Annotated in this window: 23 protein-coding genes; 11 read left to right on the top strand and 12 right to left on the bottom strand. The window is 63.3% G+C overall.

From position 1 onward, the window contains the following. Window positions 1-473: 473 nt before the first annotated feature. The 5 genes from CUC44_RS21425 (at window position 474) to xseA (ending at window position 4678) form a co-directional block, all read left to right on the top strand. The gene (locus CUC44_RS21425; RefSeq protein ID WP_341866435.1) at window positions 474-869 is read left to right on the top strand and encodes an energy transducer TonB; all 396 of its coding nucleotides are present in this window, start codon (window positions 474-476) and stop codon (window positions 867-869) included. A gap of 2 nt (window positions 870-871) precedes the next feature. Then, entirely contained in the window at window positions 872-1642 is a 771-nt protein-coding gene (locus tag CUC44_RS02885) for a MotA/TolQ/ExbB proton channel family protein (protein ID WP_100858488.1), read from the top strand. Beyond that, complete coding sequence (locus CUC44_RS02890; RefSeq protein ID WP_100858489.1) at window positions 1642-2064, top strand: ExbD/TolR family protein; 423 nt, start codon at window positions 1642-1644, stop codon at window positions 2062-2064. Before CUC44_RS02885 ends, CUC44_RS02890 begins: the two co-directional genes overlap by 1 nt. A 182-nt stretch (window positions 2065-2246) precedes the next feature. Then, a complete protein-coding gene (locus tag CUC44_RS02895) occupies window positions 2247-3161 on the top strand; it encodes a DMT family transporter (protein ID WP_100858490.1) in 915 nt (304 codons plus the stop codon). A 155-nt stretch (window positions 3162-3316) separates the two neighbouring features. Continuing rightward, complete coding sequence (gene xseA / locus CUC44_RS02900) at window positions 3317-4678, top strand: exodeoxyribonuclease VII large subunit (protein ID WP_100858491.1); 1362 nt, start codon at window positions 3317-3319, stop codon at window positions 4676-4678. Between the two features lie 74 nt (window positions 4679-4752). On the opposite strand, the gene hutW is transcribed toward xseA, so the two are convergent. The 12 genes from hutW to pspA all read right to left on the bottom strand — a co-directional run bounded on the left by hutW (window position 4753) and on the right by pspA (window position 16064). Then, entirely contained in the window at window positions 4753-6108 is a 1356-nt protein-coding gene (hutW, locus tag CUC44_RS02905; protein WP_167388759.1) for a heme anaerobic degradation radical SAM methyltransferase ChuW/HutW, read from the bottom strand. Between the two features lie 330 nt (window positions 6109-6438). After that, complete coding sequence (gene yfiB, locus CUC44_RS02910; RefSeq protein WP_425266291.1) at window positions 6439-6921, bottom strand: outer membrane lipoprotein YfiB; 483 nt, start codon at window positions 6919-6921, stop codon at window positions 6439-6441. A 37-nt stretch (window positions 6922-6958) separates the two neighbouring features. After that, window positions 6959-8206, bottom strand: a complete 1248-nt coding sequence (gene dgcN / locus CUC44_RS02915; RefSeq protein WP_100858493.1) for a diguanylate cyclase DgcN/YfiN — start codon at window positions 8204-8206, stop codon at window positions 6959-6961. Continuing rightward, window positions 8203-8751, bottom strand: a complete 549-nt coding sequence (gene yfiR / locus CUC44_RS02920) for a regulatory sequestration protein YfiR (protein WP_167388756.1) — start codon at window positions 8749-8751, stop codon at window positions 8203-8205. Before yfiR ends, dgcN begins: the two co-directional genes overlap by 4 nt. A 198-nt stretch (window positions 8752-8949) precedes the next feature. Then, window positions 8950-10497, bottom strand: a complete 1548-nt coding sequence (gene tyrR / locus CUC44_RS02925; RefSeq protein WP_042638650.1) for a transcriptional regulator TyrR — start codon at window positions 10495-10497, stop codon at window positions 8950-8952. A 150-nt stretch (window positions 10498-10647) separates the two neighbouring features. Then, the gene (locus tag CUC44_RS02930; protein ID WP_100858495.1) at window positions 10648-10986 is read right to left on the bottom strand and encodes a 4a-hydroxytetrahydrobiopterin dehydratase; all 339 of its coding nucleotides are present in this window, start codon (window positions 10984-10986) and stop codon (window positions 10648-10650) included. Window positions 10987-11050: 64 nt separating this feature from the next. Continuing rightward, window positions 11051-11857, bottom strand: a complete 807-nt coding sequence (gene phhA / locus CUC44_RS02935; RefSeq protein ID WP_100858496.1) for a phenylalanine 4-monooxygenase — start codon at window positions 11855-11857, stop codon at window positions 11051-11053. Between the two features lie 192 nt (window positions 11858-12049). Beyond that, window positions 12050-13096 carry a YcjF family protein gene (locus CUC44_RS02940; protein WP_100858497.1) on the bottom strand — a complete coding sequence of 349 codons (1047 nt, stop codon included), beginning with the start codon at window positions 13094-13096 and terminating at the stop codon, window positions 12050-12052. A gap of 57 nt (window positions 13097-13153) precedes the next feature. Next, window positions 13154-14560: a YcjX family GTP-binding protein gene (locus tag CUC44_RS02945; protein WP_100858498.1), complete on the bottom strand. Its 1407-nt coding sequence runs from the start codon at window positions 14558-14560 to the stop codon at window positions 13154-13156. Between the two features lie 90 nt (window positions 14561-14650). Next, window positions 14651-15052: an envelope stress response membrane protein PspC gene (pspC, locus tag CUC44_RS02950; protein ID WP_100858499.1), complete on the bottom strand. Its 402-nt coding sequence runs from the start codon at window positions 15050-15052 to the stop codon at window positions 14651-14653. Between the two features lie 94 nt (window positions 15053-15146). Further along, window positions 15147-15383 carry an envelope stress response membrane protein PspB gene (gene pspB, locus CUC44_RS02955; protein ID WP_100858500.1) on the bottom strand — a complete coding sequence of 79 codons (237 nt, stop codon included), beginning with the start codon at window positions 15381-15383 and terminating at the stop codon, window positions 15147-15149. A gap of 3 nt (window positions 15384-15386) precedes the next feature. After that, window positions 15387-16064: a phage shock protein PspA gene (gene pspA / locus CUC44_RS02960; protein ID WP_100858501.1), complete on the bottom strand. Its 678-nt coding sequence runs from the start codon at window positions 16062-16064 to the stop codon at window positions 15387-15389. 196 nt (window positions 16065-16260) lie between these two features. On the opposite strand from pspA, the gene pspF reads away from it, so the two are divergent. The 6 genes from pspF to CUC44_RS02990 all read left to right on the top strand — a co-directional run bounded on the left by pspF (window position 16261) and on the right by CUC44_RS02990 (window position 23152). Further along, entirely contained in the window at window positions 16261-17310 is a 1050-nt protein-coding gene (gene pspF, locus CUC44_RS02965; protein WP_100858502.1) for a phage shock protein operon transcriptional activator, read from the top strand. A gap of 158 nt (window positions 17311-17468) precedes the next feature. Further along, entirely contained in the window at window positions 17469-19067 is a 1599-nt protein-coding gene (gene sapA / locus CUC44_RS02970) for an ABC transporter substrate-binding protein SapA (RefSeq protein ID WP_167388760.1), read from the top strand. Between the two features lie 79 nt (window positions 19068-19146). After that, the gene (locus CUC44_RS02975) at window positions 19147-20106 is read left to right on the top strand and encodes an ABC transporter permease (protein ID WP_100858503.1); all 960 of its coding nucleotides are present in this window, start codon (window positions 19147-19149) and stop codon (window positions 20104-20106) included. Between the two features lie 44 nt (window positions 20107-20150). Further along, on the top strand, window positions 20151-21044 hold the full coding sequence (locus CUC44_RS02980) for an ABC transporter permease subunit (protein ID WP_100858504.1): 894 nt from the start codon (window positions 20151-20153) through the stop codon (window positions 21042-21044). 82 nt (window positions 21045-21126) lie between these two features. Continuing rightward, entirely contained in the window at window positions 21127-22125 is a 999-nt protein-coding gene (locus tag CUC44_RS02985) for a peptide ABC transporter ATP-binding protein (protein WP_100858505.1), read from the top strand. Window positions 22126-22366: 241 nt separating this feature from the next. Further along, window positions 22367-23152, top strand: a complete 786-nt coding sequence (locus tag CUC44_RS02990; protein ID WP_100858506.1) for a peptide ABC transporter ATP-binding protein — start codon at window positions 22367-22369, stop codon at window positions 23150-23152. Window positions 23153-23376: the final 224 nt, after the last annotated feature.

Consider the following 23376-nt stretch of genomic DNA (forward strand, 5'->3'; position numbering starts at 1 on the left):
CGCATGCTTGACGGCAAGGCCCGGTTCTCGGCGCCTGCAACATAGACGTTCGAGACCGCATATGACTAGCTGGAAGGAAGAGGTGTGATGGATGCCAGTGCATTGAGGCCGGCAGCCTATCGCAATAATGTGTCGTTTGGCCCGGCTCAGCTCGTCTGTCTGCTCGCCGCGGTTGTGCTGCATCTCGCCATCCTGTGGTGGGTGCACGACAAGCGCGCTGATCCCATCCAGCCCCCCGAACCCATTACCATGTCTGCCCGCTGGGCGGGCGAATCGAATACGGATGACGCCCCGGCCAAGCCGGCAGCCCCCGCCCCTGCGCAGCCACCGGTTATCAAGAAACCGGCGCCGGTGCCGCAAAAAGTAGTCAAGCCGGTAGCCAAGAAGCCAATTCCCAAGCCGGTGCCCAAGGCGCCGCCCAAGCCCAAACCCGCTCCCGTGGTCAGCCCACTCAGGTTGCCAAGGCTCAGCCGGTGGCCCCAACGCCTGCGGCCGCAACCCCGACCACGGCTAATCCCAATAGCCAGAGCAGCGGCAGCAGCAGTGCACCGGCCAAGACCCTGAAGACCGGCACTGGCGGGGGCAGCAGCGCCCCCATCGCCCGGGACGCCAGATTGAACAACCCTGAACCCCCCTACCCCCAGGAGTCGCGCAGACGTGGGGAACAAGGGCGGGTGGTGTTGAAGGTGCGCGTCACCAAAGAAGGCACGGCAGAATCGGTCGAGGTCGAGCACAGCAGCGGTTTTCGACGCCTTGACATGATTGCCCGCAAGACGGTCAGTCGCTGGCGTTTCATCCCGGCCAAGCAGAACAATGTCGCGGTCGCGGACTGGGCAGGGGTCACCATCATTTTCAAGCTAGGAAACTAACCATGAATCCGGAAGTCGAAACCAACGCCATGGGCATAGCCCATCTGCTCAGCCAAAACACCGGGGTGGGCCTCATCCCCCTGATCCTGCTGGTGCTGATGTCGCTCGCCACCTGCTACTACGCCCTGCTCAAGCTCTGGCTCGGGGTGCGCGAGCAGCGACTGAACGCCCGCTTCGTGAGCCAGTTCTGGCAGCATGAGAGCGTGCAGGAGATGGAGCGCCAGCTCGCCCATACGCCCCCCGAGGAGGCCTACGGCAGAATTACCCATGCGGCCCTCGCAGCCGTTGCCCAGATTGACAGGGCGCAGGGACGAGCCGTCTCCCTCAAGCTCGGCTCCCCCGATGACTTCCTGCTGCGCGCTTTGCGCCAGGCCATCACCATGGAGCGCATCCGCCTCGAGCACGGGCTGGCCTTGCTCGCCTCCGTCGGCTCGGCGGCCCCCTTCGTCGGGTTGTTTGGCACCGTCTGGGGTATCTATCACGCCCTGCTGGCCATAGGCGCCGCGGGTCAGAGCAGCCTGGACAAAGTGGCGGGCCCTGTGGGGGAAGCCCTCATCATGACCGGCTTCGGCCTCGCCGTCGCCCTGCCGGCCGTGCTCATCTACAACTTCTTCGTGCGCCGCAATCGCCTCAAACTCGCGGCGCTGGACGAGTTTGCCTACGACCTGTTTGCCCTGCTGGTGACCGGGTTTGAGAAGAGCGCCTCCAACGTGACCCTGCTGTCCGGTATCGAGAATGCCAAGAGCGAGACCGTCAAGAAGGGGCAGATGTAATGGCCTTTGGCAAACTGCCCGGCGACTCGGATGAGCAACCCCTCTCCGAGATCAACATGATCCCGATGATCGACGTCATGCTGGTGCTGCTGATCGTCTTCATGATCACGGCCCCCCTGCTCACCAACGCGGTCAAACTCGATCTGCCCGAGGCCAGCAGCCAGGTCAACCAGCCCAAGCAAGAGGATGTGGTGCTCTCCATCGACGGGGCCGGCAAGCTGTACTGGAACGACCAGGAGGTTGATGAGGCGGCGCTCATCACCCAGATGACCAAGGCCAGCGAGGCCAAGCCCGAGATCCCCGAGATCCAGCTGCGCATCGACAAGAGCGTCGAGTACGGCACCATCGCCAAAGTCATGGCACTGGCCTCCCAGCAGGGGCTGCACAAGATAGCGTTCGTGAGCCAGCCGGAAAGCGAGTGATAGACAACGTAGGCAAAAGTTGAGCTAAATCGATACTGCCCATGCAACAAGGCATCACCCAGGTGGTGCCTTGTTTGTTTTCCTCCCCCTCAAGCGGTTGTCAGCAGCCGGGCATGCCTGCATCATGGGGGATCTGCAGATCCCGCCAGCTGGCACTAGCCCAGCATTTCAAGGAAGAGAAAATGAGAACATCGGATTATGTGAGACTGCTGGCGCTGGCCGCCATCTGGGGTGCCAGTTTCCTGTTTATGCGCATAGCAGCGCCCGCCTTCGGCTCGGTCAACACCACCTTCCTGCGGGTCTTCTTCGCCCTCATCGGTCTCGCCGTCATGCTGCTTCTGCTGCGCACCCCCATGCAGTTTCACGGCAAGCTCAAATCCGCCATGGTGCTTGGCATCATCAACTCCGGCATTCCCTTCCTGATGTACGCCATCGCGGCGCTCTGGCTGCCGGCGGGCTACTCGGCCATCCTCAACGCCACCACACCGCTGATGGGAGCCCTCATCGGCTTCTCCTTCTTCAACGAGCAACTGACCCTGCGCAAATGGGGCGGCGTCATGCTGGGGCTCATCGGCATCGCCCTCATCACCACCACGGGAGAGCTGAGCCTGACCGGCAGCTTCATCACTGGGGTGCTGGCCTGCCTTATCGCCACCGCCTGTTACGGCTGCGCCGGCTTCCTGACCCGCCGCTGGATCAGCGAGCGAGGGGGACTGGATGCCAAACTGGTGGCCTTTGGCAGCCAACTTGGCGCAGCCCTCTTCCTGCTGCCCTTCTTCGGTTACACCATGGTGGCGGGCCCTGTCGTCAACTGGGCCCAGCCCGAGGTGTGGGCCAGCGTGCTGGCAGTCGGTTTCATCTGTACCGCCCTCGCCTACCTGCTCTATTTTCGCCTCATCGCCGACATCGGCCCCCTGCGCTCCCTCACCGTCACCTTCCTCATTCCTCCGTTTGGCATCTTGTGGGGCTATCTGGTGCTCGGCGAAACCCTCACCGGCGGCTTCGTCATGGGTGGCGCCATCGTCTGCCTCGCGGTCTGGCTGGTGGTAAGCCCTGCCCGCGTCGTCAAACCGGTCAGCCCACAGACCGAGCGCTGATCCCCCTTAAACGCCGGGCCCAAGGCCCGGTGTTCGTGTCGACCATATGATTGCGCCGCCTTGCCCTCCCCGGACTCGGCTCTCCTTGCGAACTGGGGTAAGATATCCCCCATCGTCTTCTCCCCGCCCCGGCGGACACAGCAGCAGGGCCAGCCTTGAATCACCTCAACGACAGCAGCCAGAACAGAGCGCAGCAGATCTTCACCGTCACCCGCCTCAACAGCGCCGTGCGCATGATCCTGGAGCAGGATCTGGGGCTGGTGTGGCTGACGGGGGAGCTCTCCAACCTGGCGATGCCAAGCTCGGGTCACTGGTACTTCTCCCTGAAGGACATGTCCGCCCAGGTGCGCTGCGCCATGTTCAAGGGCAACAACCGGCGGGTGCCGTTCCGCCCGCAGGATGGTATGCAGGTGCTGGTGCAGGCCCGGGTCTCCCTCTATGAGCCCCGCGGCGACTACCAGCTCATCATCGAATCCATGCAACCCGCCGGGGACGGCATGCTGGCCCTGCGCTTCGAGGAACTCAAGCGCAGGCTCAGCGCCGAGGGACTGTTCGATGAGGGCCGCAAGCGTCCCCTGCCCCGCGAGCCCCGCGCGGTGGGCCTGGTCACCTCCGCCACCGGCGCCGCCCTGCACGACATGCTGACGGTGCTTAAGCGCCGGGCGCCGGATCTGCCTGTCTTCATCTACCCGACCCAGGTGCAGGGCAGCACCGCCATCGGCCAGATCGTCGCCGCGATCAATCTGGCCAACCGTCGCACCGAGGTGGATGTGCTGATCGTCGGTCGCGGCGGTGGATCCCTCGAAGATCTCTGGTGCTTCAACGAGGAGGCGGTGGCCCGCGCCATAGCCCACTCAGCCATCCCGGTAGTGAGTGCCGTCGGCCACGAGGTGGATGTCACCATCAGCGACTTTGCCGCCGACTTGCGCGCCCCCACCCCTTCCGCCGCCGCCGAGCTGGTGGCGCCAGACAGAAGCGCCCGTGCCCAGCGCCTCGCCCACCTGCACCAGCGCATCGCCCAGGCCATGGCGCGGCGCCAGACCGCCGCCAGCCACCAGTTTGCCCTGCTGCAAAAGCGGCTGGATCATCAGGATCCCAAGCGCCGGCTGGAGCAGCAATCCCAGCACCTGGACGAGCTCGCCAACCGCTTGCAGCAGCTGCTGGCAAGCCGCCTGCACCAGGGGGAGCGGCGCCTGGCGAACCTCGAGCTGCGCCTGCAGGCCAGAAGCCCAGAGAAGTTGCTGGCGGCCGGCAAGCGTCGTCATCAGCTCGCCGAGGAGCGGCTCTTTGCACTGATGGCCAAACGCCAGAGCCAGGCCGACCACAGTCTCGCCATGCTGAGCGCCCGCCTCGACGGGGTCAGCCCGCTGGCCACCCTGGGCCGTGGCTACTCCATCACCCGCACCAGGAGCGGCGAGGTGATCAGCCGTGCCAGCCAGACGGCCCCGGGGCAGACCCTCGTCACCACCCTGGCGGAGGGCAGCCTGACCGTGCGGGTAGACAGCATCAGCGACTAGTCAGCATGTATTTATCAGCATAAAGAAATGGCCCATCACAGGATGGGCCATTTTTATATCGCAGAAATCGCTTTTCACACCAGGGAATGGCGTACCGCCGCGGCCGGATGGCCGGTTCTCGCGGTCGGTGCGGGCTCCCCGCCCAGGGGGTTGAGCTGCAAAAACTCGAACAGCCCGGCCTGCAGGTTGACGTTCCAGAAGCGCCCCGCCAGGGTCAGCTCCAGCCGTTCGTCTTTCAACTCAGCCAGCCCGTGCTGCTGCCAGGACAGAAACAGCGGCATCAGGTGCGCCAGCAGAGGTGCTGGCAGACGGGTCAACGCCAGCCAGCCTGTGTCCAGCGCACCGCGCAGCAGACCGTCGATGCGGGCGTTGGGGTTCGCCCCCATCACCATGCCAGGGGCCCGCACGCCGGCGGCCAGCGCCTCGTGCCAGGCGGCCAGATCCCGGCCATACATGAGGCCATGGCCGTGCACGCTGCCGCCGGCGCCGGCGCCGAAGGGCAGGATCTCGGCCCCGCGTTTGGCCATCTGGTTGTAGCGGCTCTGCTCGGCGTCGCCGCGGCGCCAGTGACTGCTGGAGAGCCGCTGCCAGCCCCCCTGCTCCAGGGTCTGGGCGCCATAGGCATACATGCTGGCTCGCTGCTGGCCGTCCGCCGACCAGCCCAGCTTGCCCTTGGCCTCGGCCCGCTCCAGGTTAGTGCCCGCCATGGCGATGAGCTGATAGAGATCCACCCCGTGCACCCCGCTCGCCATCACGTCCGCTATGTCCTGGCGCCAGACGGCATCATCCTGGCCCGGCAGACCGAAGATGAGATCCGCGACAATGACGGCGGCATCATCCCGGGTCAGCTCCCCCAGCCGGGCAAGCAGGGTCTCCCTGTCATCGAAGCGGGCCGCCTGCTGGCGCACCTGGGTATCGAAGCTCTGCACCCCGAACGAGAAGCGGTTGAAGCCCCCCTCGAGAGCCGTCTGCCACTTCTCGTCATCAAAACCGTTGAGGCGCCCCTCCAGGGTTATCTCGGCGTCCCGGGCCAACGGGAAGCGGCGAATGGCCTCGGCGAGGCGCGCCAGATCGTCCGCCGCCATATCGGTAGGCGTCCCGCCCCCCACATAGACGGCCGAGAAGGCCTTGCTCTGGGCCAAAGGCGACTCGGCGGCCCAATGGAGGTTGTCACACAGGGCCGCCATGTAGCGGCTCATGCGCGCCGGGTTGGCGCCATTTTCAAAGAAGTTGCAGAAACTGCAGCGCTTGCGGCAAAACGGAATGTGGATGTAGAGCGCCCGCTCCTGCGCCTGGCTCGGCTGCTGCCACCAGGCCTGCCAGCCGGCGTCATCGAGCGCCAGAGGACGCATGCCGCCCCGGCTGGCGTGAGCCGAGGTCTTGGCGCTGAAGGCAAACTTGAGGGGATCCGGACTCGCGAGTCCTGTCATGGTCGGGGTGAGCTGTGCTGTCGTCACGGGCAGGTTACCATTTGAAAATAATGGAAATGATAACGACTATCACTCAAGTAATGGTTTGTGCTGGATCAAGTCAGGGGCAGTGCGTGGCAACTTATCCCCTCGGTTAACGGGGATCGCGACGGCGGTTAACCTGGGTGTTACTCAAGAGGGAGGGTACTCAGTGGGCAGATAGCCACTCTCCTGTCGTCAATCTGGCATTGGCAAGAGAGTGGTCACACACACGCAGTCAGGCTAACGGGAAGAGCGGGCATTCGCCCTCGGGACACAAGATGATAGCGGCTGATGCACTGTCGATAAGGGTTAGTCGTTGCCTATGATGATGGCGACCCGGCGGTTCTCCGCCCGACCGGCGGCGCTGCCGTTGTCAGCGATCGGCGCCTCTTCCCCGCGACCACGAATGTCGACATTGGCCTGGGGCATCCCCACGGACACCAGGACGTCGGCCACGGACTTGGCCCGTTTCAGAGACAGCTGCTGGTTATAGGTGGCCTCACCGTTGGAGTCGGTATGTCCATCCACCCGCGCCTTGTTCAGACCCACGTCCAGCAAGGCCTTGCCGAGCTTCTCCACTACCTGGCGGGTGTTGGGATTGAGGGCCCCCACATTGTTGGCAAACAGTACCTTGTTGGAGATATCCAGGGTCCAACCCTCGTCGGTCAGGTGGAATCCCTGCTCCTTGAGCGCAGCGATCTGCTCGGCCGAAAGGCCATGGGGAGGGCTCTGGCATGCGGTCAGCACGCTCAATAGCAACCCCATCAGTCCCATCTTCATCACGTTTGTCATTGTTATCATCCTCTTCGTTTTTTTATCTGCATCAACTTCAAGTGTGTGTTCTCTGGTCGGTCAGTCCCTCCTTGCGTTGTCGTTTGGCTTGATACATGGCGCTGTCCGCGTGTTGCAGCAGATCATCGGCCGTCAGCCCCTGCTCCGGGTACATGGCAAACCCTATGCTGACCCCCGCCACCAGATGGCGGCCGTCCCCCAGCACAACCGGGGTGGCCATCGCCTGCTGGATCCGCATCATCACCTCGCGCACCTCGCTCTCATGGTGCAGCGGGGTCAGCAGGATGGCGAACTCGTCTCCCCCCAACCGGCACACCAGATCCATGGGACGAAGCTGATGTTGTACCCGCCGCGCCAGGGTGATGAGCACCTCGTCACCGACGCCGTGGCCCAGGTTGTCATTGATCTCCTTGAAGCGATCGCAATCGAGGTACAGCAGGGCGAAACGCTCGTTCAGGGAATGGCCGGCCAGCAGGGATTGTTGCAAGCGGGCTTCAAACAGGGCGCGATTGGGCAGCCCTGTCAGGGAGTCGTGGGTGGCCTGATGCAGCAGGCTGGCATTCTCCCGCTTCTGGTGTGCCTGCCAGGCCTCCAGCTCATCGAGCAGGGAGTTGAAATCCTCCCCCAGCTCATGGAGCTCGGCGATGTTGGCCGCCGGCACCCGCTGCTTGATGGCGCGCTGGCGGCGCACGCTGTAGGCCACCTGGGCCAGCGCCTTGAGGGGATCCGTGATGGAGTACTGCATCCGGCGCGCCACATAGAGGGCGCCGAGGATACTGAGCAGCAGGCAGACCAGGGTCGCCATCAGGGTCTGCAGCAGGAAGCGCAGCAGATACTGGCCGTGGCCTATCAGGTGAATGCGGGCTATCTCCTTGCCCCCCCGCACCATGGGCAGCTCCACCGGGCCCGGCAGGATCAGCCGCGCCAGATGCTGCTCCAGACTGGACCAGGGGGTGCTGATGGCGCGAGACCAGCTCGCCAGCACGCGTCCGTTGGGCAGCAAGATGCTGGCGCTGGCCACGTCTTCGTGAGAGGTGATGTTCTGCAGGGCATCTTTCGCCGCCTCCTCGTCGTGGAACACCACGGCCGCCTCCGTGGTGTAGCTGATGGCGCGGGCCACCAGCTCCAGGTTGTGATCCGCGTAGATGCGCAGCGCCAGCAAGGCGGTGATGGTCAAAAACAGGCCAGCCATGCAGACCGCTGTCAGGGAGGTCATCATGTGAGTGCGGCCCAGGCTCTGGCGCAGGGTGAGCCTGGCCCCTTCGGCGTGAATACGGCGTGTCATTGCGCCCCCTCATCGGCCCTGGCCAGCTTGAGCACGGCCGGATGGACCCGGACCCCGCTGCGGGCCAGGGCGTCCAGATTGACCTTGAAGCGCACCCTGTCCTGGCCGGCCTTCAGGCAGAACACAGCATCGGCGATGCACTCGTCACTCTGCTCGCTGATGCTGAGGATGGCATGGCCCCGCAGCCGCTCGAACAGAGACAATCGCTGCTCCTGAGCCAGCACCCCGAGGTAGATGACGTCGCAGCGCTGGATCAGCGCCTCGTCCCCTGCGTCATAGCGGTGCACCCCGACCAGGCGGCCGTTGGCCTGCTGCCGGATGGTGAGCAGCGCACCGGCGTACTCCGTCGGCGCCGTGATGCACAGTCGCAGCTCGGCAGGCTCGTTTGGCCAGCGGGTATAACTGAGGATATCGAGCACGGTTTGGCGCACCAGTTCGGCCCTAAACTCGGCCGAGGTCGCGGGCACGCCCTCCCCGGCCAGCGCCATGGCGCAGACTAGCGGCGTCAACCACGCCATGAATCGGATACGAAAGAGTGATCGCATGCTGCCCATACTTATGCCCATGCCGGTACCAGGGTGGCGCCATGCCCATGAGGGGAATACCGGCTAGGGGTGGCACCGAGCTTATCAGCCACGGGGGCTGCGCCTATTGGTTCGCACGACGGCTGCGTCATCTGGTGTCGCATCAATGACAAGAGCCCGACATGATGCGGGCTCCGGGGGTGAAGAGAAGACATTCGACTACTTCTTGCCTATCCCGTATTCGCGCAACTTGTTGGCGATGGCGGTGTGGGAGACCCCGAGCCGCTTGGCCAGTTGCCGGGTGGAGGGGAATGCCGGGTAGAGCCGCTCCAGCAACCGGCTCTCGAAGCGCTTCACCGCCTCGTCCAGCCCGCCCTCGAACCACTCGTCAATGAGCGGCATGGCATCCGCCGCCACCGGCAAATCCACGTGCTCAGGGCCGATTTCGTCCCCTTCCAGCAGGGTCATGGCCCGATAGAGGCAGTTGCGCAGCTGGCGCACGTTGCCCGGCCAGCGGTAGGCGGTCAGGTATTCGGCCATGTTGCGGGTAAAACGCGGACGCGGGCGCTGCAGCTCGCTCGCAAAACGAAACACAAACTGCTGGGCCAGGGCCATGATGTCTGCCTTGCGCTCGCGCAGCGGCGGCAGCGCCAGACTCAGCACGTTGAGGCGATAGTAGAGATCTTCGCGGAACTTGCCCTCGTGCACCAGATCCAGCAGCTGCTTCTGGGTGGTACAGATGAAGCGCACGTTGACCCGCACCTCCTGCTCGTCACCGACCCGGCGAAACACCCCGTCCTGCAGCACCCGCAGGAACTTGGTCTGCAGATGAGGGGACATGTCACCGATCTCGTCCAGCATCAGGGTGCCACCGCTCGCCAGCTCCAGCACGCCGCGCTTGCCTTCTGTGTTGTTGCCAAAGGCGCCGGGGGCATAGCCAAACAGCTCGCTCTCGGCCACGTTGTCCGGCATGGCGGCGCAATTGAGCGCCATGAAGGGATGGCTGGATCTCAGGCTGGCACCGTGACAGGCGCGGGCCAGCAGCTCCTTGCCGGTGCCGGTCTCGCCGACGATGAGCAAGGGGGCATCCTGCATCGCGAGCTTGGCCGCCTGGGCCAGCACCTCTTTCATCTTCTGGCTCTCGGCCTGCAGGTGCTCGAAGCCACCCACTTCCACCGCGTGCAAGGCGCTGAAATGCATGCCGACCCGGCGGGCGGATTTGAGCACCACCACGGCGCCGGCCAGGGCCTGTTTGCCCTTCTCTTCGGCGACAAACAGCGGCATCAGGTCGCCCAAATACTCCTCACCGCCGAGGCTCAGCTTGCAGGTCTGGGGCCGGATCTCGCTCGCCTCCAGCCAGCGGGCGAAGGAGAAACCCTTGACCAGGGAGCCGAGAGAGACGCCGCGCACCTCTTCCGGCGGCAGCGCCAGCGTGGTGAGGGCGGCCTGGTTGGCCTGGGTCACCCGCCCCTTGCTGTCGAGGGAGAACACCAGATCCGGCAGCGCCTTGAGCAGCGCCTCAATCTCGTGATGCTCCCGCTCGGAGGGCATGTAGGGGATGGTCTTGACGTCGTAGATGCCGGGGATGCGGCGAATTTCCGGCATCAGGTGCTGAAAATCGCGAAACTCCAGCTCGGGGAAGTTGAGGTAGATGATGCCTGAGGTATCGATTTCGATGCCGCGCAGATCGATGTTGTGCTCCACCAGACGGTCGAGCAATTCCCGGGTCAAGCCCAGGCGGTCTTCACAGCTGACTTCAAGACGCATTCGGCACACACTTCCTGGCTAACATTCTGAATAACCGGATGATACAGACTCGATCCCGCCAGTGCGAGGGCTGACCCATAAAAATGCGGGTCCGTCCCGTTTTCACCGGACAGACCCGCCTTGTTTTATGCCGCGATGGCGACGAGATGACTACTTGAGCAGCTCGTCGGTGCGCGCCGCCATGATGAAGTCGTTGCGATGCAGCCCCCCTATCTTGTGGGTCCACCAGCTGACGGTCACCTTGCCCCATTCGGTGAGAATGGCAGGGTGATGGAACTCGGCCTCCGCCAGTTCGCCGAGACGGTTGGTGAAGGCGAGCGCCTCCTTGAAGTTGCGAAAGCCGAACTCCCGGCGCAGTTGCAACTCCCCTTTCACCACCATGGGCTGCCAGTCGGGGATGGCGTGCATCAGGGTCGCCAGCTCCTCATCGCTGACTCTGGGGGCATCGGCGCGGCACGCTTCGCACTGTTGGCTTGCCAGTTCGGACATTAGGGACTCCTTTCGTGTATCTGGGCGCGCTTGAGATGGGCGCAATGGTGGTCAAGTAAGATCCTCAGCTCGCCTGCTTGCTGGCAGCCGGAGTGAAGCGCGGCGGGTGCAGGCCGAGGCGGCGAGCCTCATTCACCCCCGCCATGATGTCCTGCTCCGCCAACTGGTAGAGGGCATCCAGGCTGGGAAGCACGAAGTAGATGGGCTGCATGATGTCAATGCGATAGGGGGTGCGCAGCACCTCCACCAGATCAAAGGGTTGCAGCCTGGGCTGGCCCGAGAGGGCATAGCCGGTCTCGCCGATGGAGGAGAGGATGCCACCGCCGTAGATGCGAAGGCCACTCCCCTGCCCGCTCTCCCCCTGCACCAGACCGAACTCCACCGTGAACCAGTAGAGGCGCGCGAGGAAGACCCGCTCCTCCTTGCTGGCCTTGAGGCCAAGCTGGCCATAGACGTGGGTGAAGTGGGCGAAAGCCGGGTTGGTCAGCATGGCGCAATGGCCGAACAGCTCGTGGAAGATGTCGGGCTCTTGCAGGTAGTCGAGCTCGTCCCGGCGCCGAATGAAGGTGGCGACCGGAAACTGGCGGTTGGCCAGCAGCGAGAAGAAGCGATCGAACGAAATGAGCGCCGGCACCGCCACCACGGACCAGCCGGTGGCGGGTTGCAGCACGGCATTGATCTCCGCGAGCTGCGGGATGCGATCCGGGTGCAGGGCGAGACGCGCGAGCCCTGCCATGTACTCATCGCAGGCCTTGCCGGTCAGGGCCGCGAGCTGGCGCTCGATCAGGATCTGCCAGGTCCCCTGCTCCTCATCGTCGTAATGGATGAAACCCTGCGCGTCCGGCTGATGTGCTGTGTAAAGAGTGGCCATGATCCCGTTCCATCCCGCCCCATTGGGGCGCCTTTGCGTTGGTCTGTTTACGCAGGTCTGCTGGTACAGGCCTGTCTGTAAAGGTCTATGGGATCACTGTAACGGTTTGCCCCCTAAAAAAGCAGCCGACCCAGGGGTCGGCTGCTTGCCATCAATGTAAACAATTTGTGACACCCAAGGGCGCTACTGGCCTCAAGACTTGTTGAGGTAACCCGCGAGCTGGCCGATGAGCCGTTTTCTCAGCTCGCCTAGCTTGGGCTTCTCGTCCCCGCACCAGGGCAGCGGGCGACACGCCTCTATGGTGCGCAGCCCGAGCCGCGCGGTGAGCAGGCCCGCCCCCACCCCTTGCGCGGCACGGGCCGACAGCTTGGCGGTGAGTTCGGCACCGAGCAAGTCCATCCCCACCTCGGTGACGAGCTCGGTGGCGCCGGCATAGAGCATGTTGCGAAACACCTGGCGTATCAGTTGAATGCGACTCCAGTAACCGAGTTCAATGGCATAAACATCCGCAATATCTTCAATCATCCGCAGATTTCGCCACAGCATCAGCATCATGTCGACGGTCGCGAGCGGACTCAGGGCCACCAGCACGGCGGCCTCCCCGGACCATTTGGCGACCCGGGCCTGGGCCAGCTTGTCCCGCTCGGTCAGCACCAACTGGCTGTAGAGGGTGAGCACCTCCCGATCGCTGTGGCTCTCGTCGAGCTGGGAGAGCCAGTTGCGATAACCCTCCCGCCCCTTGTCGCCACTCTTCTCGGCCAGGGCCTCGCAGAAGGCCTGACCCTGCCCCACCCCCTGGTGAGCCAGCAGATCGTCTGCGCGCGAGCGCACGTCCTGGCGCCGCTTGAGGGTGCGCAGCCGCAGCCATTCGCGCCCGGCCACGCTGGCGGTGCCTACCAGCACCAGGCCGGAGGCCAGCAGCCAGGCGCCGCCCCAGAGCGGGGACGAGGCAAACTGATCGACGAGGAAGGCGCCAAATTGGCCCAAGGAGAGCAGCCCCACGGCCCCCAGCCCCCAACCGAGCAGGCGGTGACGGCGGCGGGGCTTGATGGTCAGGGCCGGCTCCACCTCGGTGAAGTCATTGAGCTCATCGAGGCGCTCGAAACTCGCCTCCTCCAGCCGCTGGGCCGGTGCGGGGGCAGGCTCTGCTGATGCCACCTGCAACACGGGATCCAGTACCATCTTGCCTTGCAGCGGGACGCCCGCCGCTGGCGTGGGTTGTTTTGTCTGATCGTTCATCGCTTATGTTCCTCGGCGCCTGCCGGCAAGGGGTTGCCCCGCCAGCAGGCCAGCTGATTATTCGAGGTGATCCCCGAGCAGGAATTCCAGCGCCGCGTCGAGCCGGATATGGGGCAGCGCCTGGTGGGCGCTCATGGGCAACGGGCGAAACGCCTGAAAATCGAAGCCCTGGTTTTGCCACCACTGGGCCGGCGGGATCTGGGACGGCACCTCCCCCGGGAACAGCAGCAACGGCTCCCCGTCCAGGCTGGTGCCACGAATGGCGGGAAACTCGCGGCCATTGGCCTGCCCCTTGCCCACCTCGGTGGCCTTGATGGCGGCGAGCGCCAGGCATTCGGTCTCTATGCCCTCGAAGCGGGCCTGGCCGCGGCCGCTGCTCACCAGATGTTGCAGCAAGGAGACCAGGGGCCCGTGCTGCTCCGGCGTCACGTGATCCGCCTTGCTCGCCACGAACAGCAACTTGTCGATGCGCGGGGAGAAGAGACGACGCCACCAGTTGCTCTTGCCGTAGGCGAAGCTCTCCATGATGCGGGCGATGGCCTGCTGCATGTCGCCAAAGCTGGCGGCCCCGGCGTTGAGGGGTTGCAAGCAATCCACCAGCACGATCTGGCGATCAAACCCGGCGAAATGCTGCTCGTAGAAGCCCTGCACCAGATGCTGCTTGTACTGCTCGAAGCGCTGCTTGAAGGTGGCGTAGAGGGTACCATCGGCGGGCTCACCAGCGGGCTTGTCCCACACCCAGGGCACGAATTGCAGCAAGGGGGCACCGGCGAATTCCCCCGGCAGCACGAAGCGGCCCGGCTGGATAAGGTGCAAGCCCAGCTCGCGCTTGCAGGCGTGCAGATAGTCGGTGTAACGCATCGCCAGCTCGCTTGCGGGTTTCTCCTCGAACGCCTGCTCGGCCTGCCAGCGCGGCTCGAGCCAAGCGGTCGCAAGTTGTTGCAACTCGGGGCGGCGCAGCTGCTGCTCAACCTGCTCGCTCCACTGCTCGTAACTGAGATCCAGCAGGGGCAAATCCAGCAACCACTCGCCGGGATAATCCACCAGATCCACATAGAGGGTGGAGATCTCCCCCAGGTGGCGGCGCAGGGGATGGCGGGTGCGATAGCGTATTTCGAGGCGCACCTCGGCCACGCCGCGAGTGGGCTCAGGCCAGGCGGGGGGATCCCCGAACAGGGAGTCGAGCCCCCGCTCGTAGGCGAAAGTCGGAATATGGAGGTTCTGTTGGGGGACGCGGCGGGCCCCCAAGATCCGCCCCTGGCGCTGGGCATCCCACAAGGGCAGACGACCGTCGATGGCCGCGTGCTCCAGCTGGTTCACCAGCGCCGTGATAAAGGCGGTCTTGCCGCTGCGGGACAGACCGGTGACCGCCAGCCGGATGTGGCGATCCCGAACCCGGTTCACTACCTCATTGGCCTTGTGCTGCAGCACGGACCACTGCTGTTCGAACTTGTTTCGTAGCAATTTTTTAGGTGTCAAGGCGTGCTCAATCCTCTGTGTTGCTGCGCCCCTACCCTCACTGGCCCAGGGCGCTTGTTTCTCACCACACTCTCATCACAGCTTGCTGAATTCCCGTTGCAAGTTGAACTCTTTGGAGGTCACCAGCTTCTCCATGCGCTGCAACCTGGGCTCCAGGGTATCGAGCTCCTTGGCGATGCGCCCCAGCGCCTGATGAGGGGTGACCCCGGCCTGCCAGCTGCGCGCCTTCATGCGCAGGTCGCTGAACTCGGCATCGTTCTCCCCGTACAGGGTGACCGGTTTTTTGTCGAGCAAAAACCAGGCCGCTATGTAGGCGGTGAAGGTGATGAAACCGGCGAAGATGAGGCCGGTGATGGCCAGCAGCCGTACTATCCAGGTTTCCACCCCGAAGTAGTCGGCAAGACCGGCGCACACCCCGGCTATCTTGCCCTGCTGAGGATCCCGATAGAGGTTGCGCGGGTTGGTGGAGGCGCTCATACCTTGTTCCTCCAGCCGGGAACCTCGGCGTCCGGAATGAAACCCAGTGCACCGATAGATGCTGTCTTCACACTATGATGGGCATAGATAGCATTCATACCTTATTCCTCCAGCCGGGAACCTCGGCATCCAGAATGGACTCCAGGGCACCGACCCGCTCCTGCATCTTCTCGGCGCGCATCAGCAGGCCTTGCAGCTGCTCCCGTTCGTTATCGGCAAGACCCGCCCCGATCCGGCCCTTGGCGCGGTAGTGCAGCACCAGCCAGATGGGGGCCACTATCACCATGAAGACGATGAGTGGCGTGGCCAAAATCCCAATAATGTCTTCCATTCATCACTCTCCCTGCTTGGTGGCGTCGCTCTGGCCCAGCTTCTGGCGCATGGCCTCCAGCTCACGGCTGATCTGATCGTCCACTTCCAGTTCGGCAAACTGCTGGGCCAGGGCCTTGTCGGACTGACCGAGATCGGCACGGGCTTCCATCTCGTCGATGCGGCGCTCCATGCGCTCGAACTTGCTGACCACGGCCTGGCTGTCGCCACGGGCCACCTGGCTTTGCACGTTCAAACGGCTGCTGGCCGCCTCGCTGCGAATGGCCATCGCCTTTTGGCGGGCACGGGCGTCTTCGAGCTTGGCTTCCAGCTGGCGAATTTCGTCACCCAGCTTGTCGATGCCGCTGTCCACCGCCTGTTGCTCACGATAGAGGGTCTCGGCCAGTTCGACTTGCTTCTTCTTCTCGATGAGGGCGGCGCGGGCCAAGTCTTCACGGCCCTTGGTCAGCGCCAGCTCGGCCTTGGCCTGCCACTCGTCCACCCGCTCCTGATGGCGGCTGACCTGGCGACCAATCTCTTTCTGGTTGGCAAGGAAGCGGGCCAGATTGGAGCGCTCCTTCACCAGTTCATCTTCCATCTCCTGGATGATCAGGCGCACCATCTTCTGGGGATCTTCTGCCTTGTCGAGCAGGGCCGTCAGGTTGGAGTTGATGATGTCGGCCAGGCGGGAAAAAATACTCATGGTTGTACTCCTGTGATGGGCATTGGGTTGTTTCTCCATTGACAATGGCAACTTGTGTGCCAATCTGGAACCAATTTTAACTCCTTGATTTATATGGGCGCTCTCCATGAGTTTCAAGACGCCCGGAACAAGAGATGATAAAAATAGCTAACTTTTGGTAAGATTGACCAGATTTTTCAACGAGCAGGGTTTAAGGATGAGCACAGACACGGAAAGCCTGTTGGGTGAGTCCAACGCGTTTCTCGAAATCATTGAGCAGACCTCGCGACTCGCACCGCTGCGCAAACCCGTGCTGATCATCGGCGAGCGAGGCACCGGCAAGGAGCTCATCGCCCACCGCCTACATTATCTCTCGGCCCGCTGGGATCAAAGCTTTGTCACCATCAACTGCGCCACCCTGAGCGAGAGCCTGCTGGAGACCGAGCTGTTCGGCCACGAGGCGGGCTCCTTCACCGGCGCCACCAAACGCCATCTGGGCCGCTTCGAGCGCGCCGACGGCGGCACCCTGTTTCTCGACGAGCTGGCCACCACCAGCGCCCGGGTCCAGGAGAAGCTGCTGCGGGTCATCGAATACGGTGAGTTCGAGCGGGTGGGCGGCGCCAAACCGGTCAAGGTCGATGTACGGCTGGTGTGTGCCACCAACGAGGATCTGCCGGCATTGGCCGATCAGGGCCAGTTTCGGCACGATCTGCTGGACAGGCTCGCATTTGACGTCATAACACTTCCTCCTTTGCGAGAAAGGCGGGACGATATCCTGATGCTGGCGGAACATTTCGCCCACAGCATGACCCGGGAGCTCGGCTATCCGCTGTTTGCGGGATTCTCTCGCAAGGCGACTCAGTTGCTGCTGGACTACCCCTGGCCCGGCAACGTGCGGGAACTCAAGAACGTGGTGGAGCGCAGCCTCTATCGTCAGGGCAACCCTCAGTTACCCCTGGCGGAGCTGGTCTTGAATCCGTTCGATTCCCCCTGGCGCCCCCGTGCCCAGACTCGCGTCTCGCCTTTGGCCCCCGCCGAAACAGAGGCTGTGAATGAGCAGCAGACCCAGCCGTTGCCGCTCGATCTCAAGCAGGCGGTGGCGCAATTCGAGATTAATTTACTCAAGCAAGCGATGCAGCAATCCCAGTATAATCAACGCAAAGCGGCCCAATTACTGGCGCTGAGTTACCATCAGTTCCGGGGCATGCTGCGTAAATACCTGCTGCTCGAGGGGGATGACAACAATGGCAATTTGGATGTCGACTGAGCCTGCGTCATCACCCCGGTTGGAGAGTCGTGTGTCAACGCCTGTGTGACCACGAGACAGATTGACGTCGAAAGCGGAGAGCCCTGCCCGGCAGACTCCCGCAACGGGCCCGCCCCCTGGCGGGCAACTTCGCAAGAAAACATGGTTCCATAATGAGAATGCTCAAACCACTGCTGCTCGGTCTCCTGGTGCTGTTGACCGGCTGCCAGAAACAACAGGATGACGCCTCCAAGACAGGGCTCATCTATTGTGTCGAGGGGGCTCCCCAGACCTTCAACCCCCAGCTCGCCAACTCGGGCGTGACCCTGGATGCCAGCGCCCGACCGCTCTACGATCGCCTGCTGGAGGTTAATGCCAATACCCTGAGCATTGAGGGGGGGCTCGCCACCCACTGGCAGAGCAGCGAGGATGGACTCTCCTACACCCTGACCCTGCGCAAGGGCGTGACCTTCCACCGCACCCCCTGGTTCAGCCCCTCACGCCAGTTCAACGCCGATGACGTGCTGTTTACTTATCAGCGCCTGCTGGACGAGCAGCACCCCTTCCATGCCATCTCAGGCGGCGAGTACCCCTACTTCTACAGCCTGGGGCTGGCCTCCCTCATCAAGCGCGTCTACAAGAAGGGCCCCCATGAGGTGGTGTTCGAGCTCAACCGGCCCGATGCCTCCTTCCTCGCAACCCTGGCCAGCGACTACGCCATCGTGCTGTCCGCCGAATATGGCGATCAGATGCAAAAGGCCGGCACCCCTGAGCTGCTCGACACGCGCCCCATCGGCACCGGGCCGTTCAGCTTCAAGGAGTATCGCCACAACGAGTTCGTGCGCTACCTGCGCCATCCCGGCTACTGGGGCGGTGAGGCCAAGATTGAGCAGCTCATCTATGACATCACGCCCAAGTCCTCCAAGCGGCTCGCCAAGCTGCTGACCGGCGAGTGCGATGTGATGAGCACCCCCTCCGCCAGCCAGCTGTCGGTGATCGACAAGGACTCCCACCTCAATTTGTCGGTGCAGTCCGGCATGAACGTCGCCTTCCTGGCCCTCAATACCCGCAAGGCTCCGTTCAACAAGGTGCAGGTACGCCAGGCGCTGGCCAATGCCATCAACGTGCAAAACCTGCTGCAGGCGGTCTACTTCGAGACCGGGCAACCGGCGGCCAGCCTCTTGCCTCCCCTCTCCTGGGGCTACAACCCTTCCCTGCCACAGCGCAAACCGGATCTGAAACGGGCGCGTGAGCTGCTCAAAGAAGTGGGATTGGAGAAGGGCTTCGAGATGCAGGTGCTGGTACAACCCGGGGCCCGTCCCTACAACCCGGACGGCCTCAAGACAGCCCAGCTGATGCGCAGCGATCTCGCCAAAATCGGGGTGAAGCTCAAGATAGTGCAGCAGGCCTGGCCGGTGATCGAGAGCCGCCTCGCCCGGGGACAATATGACAGCCTGCTGTCGGGCTGGGTGGCCGACAACGCCGATCCTGACAACTTCTTCCGCCAGTTGCTGAGCTGCGCCGCCGTCGAGCGGGGCAACAACTACAGCCGCTGGTGCAGCCCGGCCTTCGATCAGTTGCTGGACGATGCGGTGACCACCCCTCAGCTCGCCTTCCGTCTGCGCAACTATTACTATGCCCAGACCCTGCTGGGGGAGCAGTTGCCCGTGATCCCGCTGGCCCATGCCCTGCGCACCCAGGTGAGCCGCAGCGACATCGAAGGGCTGACCCTGATGCCCTTTGGCGGCACCACCTTCAACCAGGCCTATCGGAAGTGAACATGCATCTCCCCATCCATCCCGTCGGTGATCGCGGCCTGCCCCTGCCATCACCCCAGTCTCGCGCAGAGGGTTAGCCATGTTCTTCTATATCCTGCGCCGCATCACCCTGCTGCTCATCACCCTGCTGGTGCTGACCCTGGCGGCCTACCTGCTGGAGTTTCGCCTCATCGGCCAGGTGCTGGACGTCTGGCATGGCTACCCGGACTTCCTGCGGCGCATCTTCGCCGGCGACTTCGGTCTCTCCAGCGTCTCCGGCCAGCCGGTGCTGGACGAAATTCGTCACTACTTCCCGGCGACCCTGACCCTGTGCCTCGCGGCCTTCACCATCTCATTGCTGGTGGGCATTCCGCTCGGCACCCTGGCCGCCCTCTATCAGGGGCGCAGCGTGGATCTCTCCATCATGGCCGCCGGCCTCATCGGCTACGCCGTGCCCGTGTTCTGGCTGGCCTTGCTGATGGTGATGTTCTTCTCCCTGGATCTCGGCTGGCTGCCGGCGTCGGGCCAGATCAGCCTGCTCTATGACGTGCCCTCCATCACAGGCATCGCCATCGTCGATGTGCTGATGAGCCACGAGCCCTGGCGCGACGCCGCCCTGCACGATGCCCTGCGCCACCTGGTACTGCCCTCCCTGGTGCTGGCCGTGGTGCCCACCACAGAGGTGATCCGCCATGTGCGCAGCTCCCTCATCGATGTCATGAAGCAGAACTACATCAAGGCCGCGGCCAGCCGGGGCCTCTCCCGCCGCCAGATCGTCTGGCGTCACGGTCTCAAGAATGCCCTGCCCCCCGTGCTGCCCCTGCTCGGACTGCAGCTCGGCAGCGTGCTGACCTCCGCCATGATCACCGAATTCGTGTTCGACTGGCCCGGCATCGGTCGCTGGCTGGTCAACAGCATAGCGCTGCAGGACTATGCCGCCATCCGGGGCGCCTTCCTGGTGGTCGCCAGCTTCGTCATCTTCACCAGCGTCAGCACAGAGCTGCTCACCACCATCATGTATCCGGCGCGCCGTAAAGAACTCTATGCAAAACAAGACTGAACTCGCTTATCCCTTGAACAGGGGCCTGGGCTGGAGCCTGACGCATGCAAGATAAATCGAACATCTATCCGGAGCTCAAGATCCTCTCTCCCCTGGAGCAGACCTGGGCCTCCTATCGCCGCAACCCCCTGGCCATGGCCGGCCTCTGGTGCTTCGCCCTGCTGCTGGTGATCACTCTGGTCGGTCCCCTGGTGGTACCCTATGGCATCGACGATCAGCACAGCGACCGGCTGCTGCTGGCCCCCTCCTGGGCCAGCAGCGGCAATATCGACTACTTCCTTGGCACCGACGATCTGGGGCGCGACATCCTCTCGCGCCTGGTGGTGGGCGCCCGCCTCACCTTCGGCAATGCCCTGCTGGTGGTGGTGATTGCCCTGGTTGTCGGCTCCGCCATCGGCATCCTCGGTGGCATGAGCAAGGGGGTGAAATCGAGCGTGCTCCATCACCTGCTCGATACCCTGCTCTCCATCCCCTCCCTGCTGCTGGCCATCATAGTGGTCGCCATTTTGGGGCCGGGTCTGTTCAACACCCTGATCGCCATCACGCTGGCGCTGATCCCGCCGTTTATCCGGGCGACCTACAACGCGGTCCACGCCGAGATGCAGAAGGAGTACATCATAGCGAGCCGCCTCGATGGCTCGCCCCCCTCGCGCATCATGCGACTCGCCATCTTGCCGAACATAGTGGAAACCCTGGTGGCCCAGACTACCCGTACCCTGTCTGCCGCCATCCTCGACATCTCGGCGGTGGGTTTCCTCGGCCTCGGTGCCCAGTCTCCCCAGCCGGAGTGGGGCGCCATGCTGGCAGATTCGAGCGATCTCATCTATCTGGCCCCTTGGACCGTGACCCTGCCGGGCATGGCCATCTTGTTCAGCGTGCTTATCACCAACCTGGTGGGTGAAGGCATTCGCGAAGCGCTTAAAGAGGGGAACGATTGATGAACTCGTTGCTCTATACCATCAAGGACGGCATATCCCAGATGCAACACGCCATGCCACACCGTCATGAGGAGCGCCACTGATGCCCTTGCTTGATATACGCAACCTCACCATCGAAATTGACACTCCCCAGGGCAAGGTCAAGGCGGTGGACAGGGTCAGCCTGACCCTGAACGAAGGGGAAATTCGCGGCCTGGTGGGTGAATCGGGTTCCGGCAAGAGCCTGGTGGCCAAGGTGATCGTCGGCATCCAGAAGGACAACTGGATAGTGCGCGCCGATCGGATGCGCTTCAACGACATGGACTTGCTGACCATGGCCCCCAAGGAGCGGCGCCGCATCATGGGCCGGGAGATCGCCATGATCTTCCAGGATCCCATCAGCTGCCTCGACCCCTCCGAGGAGATAGGCACCCAGCTGGAGGAGGCCATCCCCACCAGCGCCTTTGTCGGCAAGTTCTGGCAGCGCTTCCAGTGGCGCAAGAAGCGGGCCATCGCCCTCTTGCACAGAGTCGGCGTCAAGGATCACCGCAAGGTGATGCGGGCCTATCCCCATGAGCTGTCGGACGGCATGTGCCAGAAGGTGATGATCGCCATGGCCATCGCCAACCAGCCGCGTCTCTTGGTGGCAGACGAACCCACCAGCGCCATGGAGTCCACCACCCACTCCCAGATCCTGCGGCTGCTGGACAAGATGAACAAGCTGGGCAACACCACCATCCTCATCATCAGCAACGACATCGCCGCCATCGCGAACCTGACCGACACCATCAACATCATGTACTGCGGCCAGATGGTGGAGGTGGGCACCCGGGATCAGATCCTCGAATCCCCCCACCACCCCTATACGGATGCCCTGCTCAAATCCATTCCCGACTTTGACAAGCTGGTGCGCCACAAGTCCCGGCTCGAGACCCTGCCCGGGGTGATACCGCCGCTGCAACACCTGCCCATCGGTTGCCGCCTCGGCCCCCGCTGCCCCTATGCCCAGAAGCAGTGCGTGCAGACGCCGCTGATGAGCAAGGTCAAAGGCCATCAGTTCAGTTGTCACTTCCCGCTGAACATGGAAGAGCCGAAGAAATGATCCTGAGTCACCGCCAGATCATGCCCAATCAGCAAGTCCAAGGGCCATTCATGCCCCAGTTGCCACTTCCCGCTGAACATGGAGGAGCCGAAGCAATGATCCGAGCTCATTCTCAGTCGGCGACCCCTGATGCGGTTCGAGTGCAGACATTGTTTTTTGCCGAACCGGGACGATTCAACAGCATCAATATGGGCCGTTTTCAGCCTGTGGCAGCATGTTGTGCCACCAAGGAGCCAAGACAGTGATCGAACCCTCTCTGTTGCAGGTCAGGGGCCTGTGCAAGACCTACCAGAACCGTACCGGCCTGTTCCGGCGCCAGGCTGTGGAGGCCATCAAGCCCCTCTCCTTCAGTCTGGAGGCAGGCCAGACCCTGGCCATCGTCGGCGAGGCGGGCTCCGGCAAGAGCACCCTCGCCCGCATTCTGGCGGGCATGATAGAGCCGAGCGGCGGCGAGATCTCGGTTGAGGGCCAGCCCCTGGTGCACGGCGACTACCAAACCCGCTGCAAGCTGCTGCGGATGATCTTCCAGGATCCCAACACCTCCCTTAACCGCAAGATCCGGGTCGGCCAGATCCTGGAGACGCCGCTGCGCCTCAACACCGAGATGAGCGAGGAGGAGCGCCGCGAGAAGGTGATCCAGACCCTACGCATGGTGGGCATGCTGCCGGATCACGCCCTCTTCTATCCCCAGATGCTCTCCGCCGGTCAGCAGCAGCGGGTGGGGCTGGCGCGGGCGCTGATCCTCAACCCCAAAATCGTGGTGGCGGACGAAGCGCTTTCTACCCTGGATATCTCGGTGCGCTCCCAGATCATCAACCTGCTGCTGGAGATGCAGGAGACCACTGGGCTCAGCTATGTGCTGGTGGCCAACGATCTTGGCATCGTCAGTCACATCAGCGACGAGGTGCTGGTGATGCACGACGGCCGGGTGGTGGAGCGCGGCAAGACCCTCAAGGTGTTTGCCGATCCCCAGCACGAGGTGACCCGCCGCCTTATCCAGAACTACAACAACGAATACCGCAGATAGCCCTCCGGCCCGGGTTCACCGGGCCGTCTCTCCCCGTTTTTCGCCCATATAAAACCCGGTTAGTGAGCCGGGCATGTCCCTCAAAAAAGCCATATCGCCGCCAAGTGATCGCCAAGGTTCACCCAGGCCGTCTCCACATCGTTTTTCACCCATAAAAAACCCGACTGGTGAGCCGGGCATGTCCCTCAAAAAGTCATCTCGCGGCCAAGTGATCGCCGGGGTTC

Source organism: Aeromonas lusitana (assembly GCF_002812985.1).
GTDB lineage: Bacteria > Pseudomonadota > Gammaproteobacteria > Enterobacterales > Aeromonadaceae > Aeromonas > Aeromonas lusitana.

Coding starts and splice junctions, on each gene's coding strand:
- CUC44_RS02885 (WP_100858488.1), top strand. CDS start 872: ATGAATCCGGAAGTCGAAACCAACGCCATGGGCATAGCCCATCTGCTC.
- CUC44_RS02890 (WP_100858489.1), top strand. CDS start 1,642: ATGGCCTTTGGCAAACTGCCCGGCGACTCGGATGAGCAACCCCTCTCC.
- CUC44_RS02895 (WP_100858490.1), top strand. CDS start 2,247: ATGAGAACATCGGATTATGTGAGACTGCTGGCGCTGGCCGCCATCTGG.
- hutW (WP_167388759.1), bottom strand. CDS start 6,108: ATGACAGGACTCGCGAGTCCGGATCCCCTCAAGTTTGCCTTCAGCGCC.
- yfiB (WP_425266291.1), bottom strand. CDS start 6,921: ATGACAAACGTGATGAAGATGGGACTGATGGGGTTGCTATTGAGCGTG.
- dgcN (WP_100858493.1), bottom strand. CDS start 8,206: ATGACACGCCGTATTCACGCCGAAGGGGCCAGGCTCACCCTGCGCCAG.
- yfiR (WP_167388756.1), bottom strand. CDS start 8,751: ATGCGATCACTCTTTCGTATCCGATTCATGGCGTGGTTGACGCCGCTA.
- tyrR (WP_042638650.1), bottom strand. CDS start 10,497: ATGCGTCTTGAAGTCAGCTGTGAAGACCGCCTGGGCTTGACCCGGGAA.
- CUC44_RS02930 (WP_100858495.1), bottom strand. CDS start 10,986: ATGTCCGAACTGGCAAGCCAACAGTGCGAAGCGTGCCGCGCCGATGCC.
- phhA (WP_100858496.1), bottom strand. CDS start 11,857: ATGGCCACTCTTTACACAGCACATCAGCCGGACGCGCAGGGTTTCATC.
- CUC44_RS02940 (WP_100858497.1), bottom strand. CDS start 13,096: ATGAACGATCAGACAAAACAACCCACGCCAGCGGCGGGCGTCCCGCTG.
- pspC (WP_100858499.1), bottom strand. CDS start 15,052: ATGAGCGCCTCCACCAACCCGCGCAACCTCTATCGGGATCCTCAGCAG.
- pspB (WP_100858500.1), bottom strand. CDS start 15,383: ATGGAAGACATTATTGGGATTTTGGCCACGCCACTCATCGTCTTCATG.
- pspA (WP_100858501.1), bottom strand. CDS start 16,064: ATGAGTATTTTTTCCCGCCTGGCCGACATCATCAACTCCAACCTGACG.
- pspF (WP_100858502.1), top strand. CDS start 16,261: ATGAGCACAGACACGGAAAGCCTGTTGGGTGAGTCCAACGCGTTTCTC.
- sapA (WP_167388760.1), top strand. CDS start 17,469: ATGCTCAAACCACTGCTGCTCGGTCTCCTGGTGCTGTTGACCGGCTGC.
- CUC44_RS02975 (WP_100858503.1), top strand. CDS start 19,147: ATGTTCTTCTATATCCTGCGCCGCATCACCCTGCTGCTCATCACCCTG.
- CUC44_RS02980 (WP_100858504.1), top strand. CDS start 20,151: ATGCAAGATAAATCGAACATCTATCCGGAGCTCAAGATCCTCTCTCCC.
- CUC44_RS02985 (WP_100858505.1), top strand. CDS start 21,127: ATGCCCTTGCTTGATATACGCAACCTCACCATCGAAATTGACACTCCC.